Raw genomic sequence first — 4019 nt, 5'->3', positions numbered from 1 at the left:
TCGGAGTCCAACTTGCCGCCCTCAAGAAGGCACCCAGGCTGATCCGATCATTCTTCCGGACACCAAGTGTCGCCTATATTACCGACTGGTGAGTAATAGGTTTGGGCCGGCGTCAGGTTTTCCGGCTGCGTCGAGCCTTCTGTGCCGACGGCGCAACGGCCTTGATTTCGCGCAATCGCGGTCGCCGGAGTAACCGCCAACATGGCGAGACGTTCCGGCGCACGGTTCTGGCGTTGGTCCGGCAGCACTATCCCGATCTTGGTCCCACGTTCGCGGCGGAGAAGCTTGCTTCGTGTCAGGGGCTACGGCTGGGCGTCGAGACGCTGAGGCAATGGATGATCGCGGACGGGCTGTGGATCGACCGCCGTCATCGTCTCACCTCCCCGCACCAGCCGCGCCGGCGGCGAGAGTGCCTGGGTCCACTGGTGCAAATCGACGGCTCGGAGCACGCGTGGTTCGAGGATCGCGGCGACATGTGCACACTGCTGGCCTTCGTGGATGACGTGACCAGCCGGTTGATGCAACTGCGGTTCGTGGCCTCGGAATCGGCCTTTGACTACTTCCGCGCGACGCGCGCCTATCTGGAGGCGCACGGCAAACCGGTGGCGTTCTACAGTGACAAGCACAATTCGCGCAGGATCGGCACCGCGTCGATCTTCGCTGACAGCAGCAACTGGAACACCATGTTGGTGCCGTTGGAGAAGCCGACATCAGCGGCGGCGAGGTAATATTCCCACATACGGCAGAAGCGTTCGTCATACAGTTCCGCCGCACGGGCGCGGTTGGCGGCGAAGCGTTGGCGCCAATGCTGCAGCGTGTAGTGGTAGTGCAGCCGCAGCACCTCCATGTCGGCAACCCATAGATCGGACCGTTCGGTGGCGGCGAACACCTCGGACAACGACGGGACATAGGCGCCGGGAAAGATGTATTTACGGATGAACGGGCCGGTGCTGCTCGGTGGGCGCATGCGGCCGATGCAATGCACGAAGGCAAAACCGTCATCGGCGAGCAAGCTGCGGATTTTGCCGAAATAGGTGTCGAAATGGCCTATCCCGACGTGCTCCATCATGCCGACCGACACCACCCGGTCGAAGTGGCCTTCAAGCGCGCGGTAGTCGAGTTCGCGAAATTCGACCAGTTCCGCGACGCCGGCCGCCGCCGCGGCCTCGCGAGCAACGCGGATCTGCTCGGGCGAGACGTTGACCGCGGTCACCCGGGCCCCGGTGACGGTGGCGATGTGGATGGCGAAGGTACCCCAGCCGGAGCCGATCTCGGCCACAGTCATGCCTGGACGCAGCCGCAACTTCGCGGCCGCTCGTTGCAGTTTTCGGAGCTGCGCCTGTTCCAGGGTATCGGTGTCTGGGTGTTCAAACACCGCGCACGAGTAGTTCAGGCCCTCGTCGAGGAACAGGCGATAGAGGTCCGTCGAAATATCGTAATGGTGGCGGGCATTGGCCGCTGCGGCCGCCGCGGGATTGGCCTGGTGCCAGCGCCTGGCGGCGCGCCACAGGCGCCGCAGCACCACCTGTCCCGGATGGGCGGCGAGCCCGCCACGGTTGGCCGCGAACAGCGCCATGAAAGTGCCGACATCCGAGCCGCGCTCGAAGGTGAGTGTGCCATTCATATAGGCTTCCCCGGCGTGCAACTCGGGGTTCAGGAACAACTTGGTGTAGAGCCGGGGATCGTGCAGACGGACTGTGACAGCCGGACCGGGGCTGAAGCCACCGAATCGATGCATCGCCCCATCGGCCGCGATCAGGCGCAGTTCGCCGTTGCGGATAAAGCGATTGAGCAGGTGAGACAGCAACCGCATCTGCAAATTTGGTCTCCTTTTAGGCTTATGGCCAGCGCTAACGAACGGCCTATTTTTGTAGCATGAGACCGTCCAAAACCTGGGGGGAGAACAGAACGGGCATATCAGCGAGATGTCGATTCCGCTATGCTCCAGTCCGCCCGGCCGAGCTTTGACCCCCCAGGTTTTGGACGGTCTCGCCGAAGGCAAGGCTGTTTTCAGAGTGGATACGGGGGGGGGCACGTAGACGAAAGGCCTTCCGTAAAGTGGGTTGAACCTCGAACGCTTTTAATCGAGGCCTTCACCAGTCCCTACGCGCAGTCGCTGGTCACATCCTATCAGGGTGCCACCATCAGCCAGGCGCCCAGGATCGCCAGGTAATATCGGCCCGTGTCCTGAGCGATGGTCTCAACGATGTTCGGTAGGTCCCCGCCCCTGCCCCACGGTCTTCTCCCGACCCGGTACCGGTTCTCCGGATTAAGGCCACGCTTTCACGCCCTTGTTTAGAGTCGACTCGACCGTGACCAAGTCAATACCTTTTTCGAAGACCCTCAGGATATGAGGTAAACTACCCGGTAAAATGCGGCTCAAATCGGGGTTGAGCAGATACACAACATGCATCAGGCGTCCGGTATTTCCTCGTCCCAGATCTCGCTGTAACCGGCTTTGCGAAGCGCGGCGAACAAGGTATTGTGGATGCGTTCGTGCCAAACCTCAATGTCATCGTTGAGGCTGGAATCCACCATTCGCCAAAAGAACCGCGATAGTAAGCGCGCGTCAGTCTCGCTTTCGATCGCGCCACGCGCCAGAATTGACACAACGCCCTCGTCGCCAAGACGTGACGCGTATTTGATCAGCAGCTGCTGTTCCTCAGGAAATTTGTACTTAATCATAATGCGACCTGTCCATCTCTTATCATCGCCATTCTGTCCGCGACCCACAAAAGCTTTTGGCGCAATTCATCAACACGCATCCGCTCGACAACGCATAAATAATAATGCGCGTCGTCGTCGGGGTCTGGATGAAATTCAAGTCCAGACGGAATGTCGGCTTTTTCAAGGACCCAGTAAACATGGACCGCCTTGCCGGGATTGTGTTTTCCTTTCAGGCGATAAATGCCCTTCAGATGCCGCCAACTCGCTGAGAACGACAAGCCATGCCCTCTTGATGGTTCAATCCAATTGCCGCATTGCGAGAACAAATAATCATCTCGGCGTATGCCGAGGACGAATCTGCTGTCGTTCGGATTGTCGAAGTATAGGGTCGGGTGCCCGCCATCGACGATTGGGCGACCAAACCACTTTTCGAGTCTGCTGAGATATTGCCGAAGGTCTTCCAACGTCTTGAATTGTTGCACGCCCTTCTTTCCCAGCCGTGGATGTGATAGCGATGAGATCCTGCCTGGATCGGGTGGTGCGATATCGCGATTCTGTTAACACGTCTCGGTCGATGAAACAACCGCTTCTGCACCGTAGCATCGGGCGCGACGACGTTGCGTGGATCGCGGCTGCTCAAGCGCGCGGGCTGCTGTAAGTTACGGTTTGTCCGCGTAGCGAATTCTTGGTGAAGCATCCGTGCAGACAGGCCGGGAGACCGTCCAGAAGGTGGGGGTGCTATGGGACGCTCGGTTGTTGTGGGCGGGAGCGCGGGATGAAGTGGCGGGTCGTGTTGGAGTTGGTCGGAGCGGATGGGGCCATTGGTGTTCATGATCGGCGGCGGCGCCGCAGTGGCCGAATACACGCCGCGGATGATCGGGCTGACGCTGGCGGAGGGAAAGCGGATGCTTTCGGCCGTGCAGTGCCACCTTGTTCGAGCGCAGGTGGACGATCATTGTCACCGCCGACGACGCTGCCAACGATGTGGAGGGCGGCGGCCCCTCAAAGATATTCGCTCCCGCCGACTGGTGTCGCTGTTCGGTCAGGTGGGGGTCCGCGCGCCTCGCTTTACCCCGTTTCGATGTGCGGTGACCTGCCGACGGACGCTCAATCCGGTTGCCGAGATCATACCCGACCGATGCACGCCGGAGTACGAGCGGACCATCGCAAAGATGGGTTCGCTGTTACCCTACCGCCGGGCGCGAACGCTGCTGGCGGAGTTTCTGCCACTCGGCAAGCCACAGGCCGTGGAAACCGCCCGGCAACGAACCCTTCGTGTCGGCACCAGGCTGGAGTAGGAGGCTGTCGCAGGGGCGGGATCCAAGTCAGCGGTGGTGGCGAAATCTATTGCA

The 4019-nt window shown here is 60.5% G+C and carries 4 protein-coding genes and 1 pseudogene; 2 read left to right on the top strand and 3 right to left on the bottom strand.

Going from position 1 to position 4019, the window contains the following annotated elements; translation table 11 throughout:
- Positions 1–101: 101 nt before the first annotated feature.
- Positions 102–728, top strand: a complete 627-nt coding sequence (locus GSQ89_RS29485; protein WP_158931686.1) for a hypothetical protein — start codon at positions 102–104, stop codon at positions 726–728.
- On the opposite strand, the gene GSQ89_RS29480 is transcribed toward GSQ89_RS29485, so the two are convergent.
- The 3 genes from GSQ89_RS29480 to GSQ89_RS29470 all read right to left on the bottom strand — a co-directional run bounded on the left by GSQ89_RS29480 (position 611) and on the right by GSQ89_RS29470 (position 3149).
- Positions 611–1813 carry a cyclopropane-fatty-acyl-phospholipid synthase family protein gene (locus GSQ89_RS29480; RefSeq protein WP_158931685.1) on the bottom strand — a complete coding sequence of 401 codons (1203 nt, stop codon included), beginning with the start codon at positions 1811–1813 and terminating at the stop codon, positions 611–613. The two genes, GSQ89_RS29485 and GSQ89_RS29480, sit on opposite strands and share 118 nt — an antisense overlap.
- A 599-nt stretch (positions 1814–2412) precedes the next feature.
- The gene (locus GSQ89_RS29475) at positions 2413–2685 is read right to left on the bottom strand and encodes a hypothetical protein (protein ID WP_158931684.1); all 273 of its coding nucleotides are present in this window, start codon (positions 2683–2685) and stop codon (positions 2413–2415) included.
- On the bottom strand, positions 2682–3149 hold the full coding sequence (locus tag GSQ89_RS29470; protein WP_158931683.1) for a hypothetical protein: 468 nt from the start codon (positions 3147–3149) through the stop codon (positions 2682–2684). The genes GSQ89_RS29475 and GSQ89_RS29470 overlap by 4 nt, the downstream gene beginning before the upstream one ends.
- A 293-nt stretch (positions 3150–3442) precedes the next feature.
- Between GSQ89_RS29470 and GSQ89_RS29465 the strand changes: the two are divergent.
- Positions 3443–3962: pseudogene (locus tag GSQ89_RS29465) on the top strand (ISKra4 family transposase); the annotation flags it as partial.
- Positions 3963–4019 lie beyond the last annotated feature (57 nt).

The organism is Acidisphaera sp. S103 (genome assembly GCF_009765975.1).
In the GTDB taxonomy this organism is placed as follows: Bacteria; Pseudomonadota; Alphaproteobacteria; order Acetobacterales; family Acetobacteraceae; genus Rhodopila.
The sequence above is the reverse complement of the archived record's forward strand: the minus strand, read 5'-3'. Positions and strand labels throughout refer to the sequence as shown.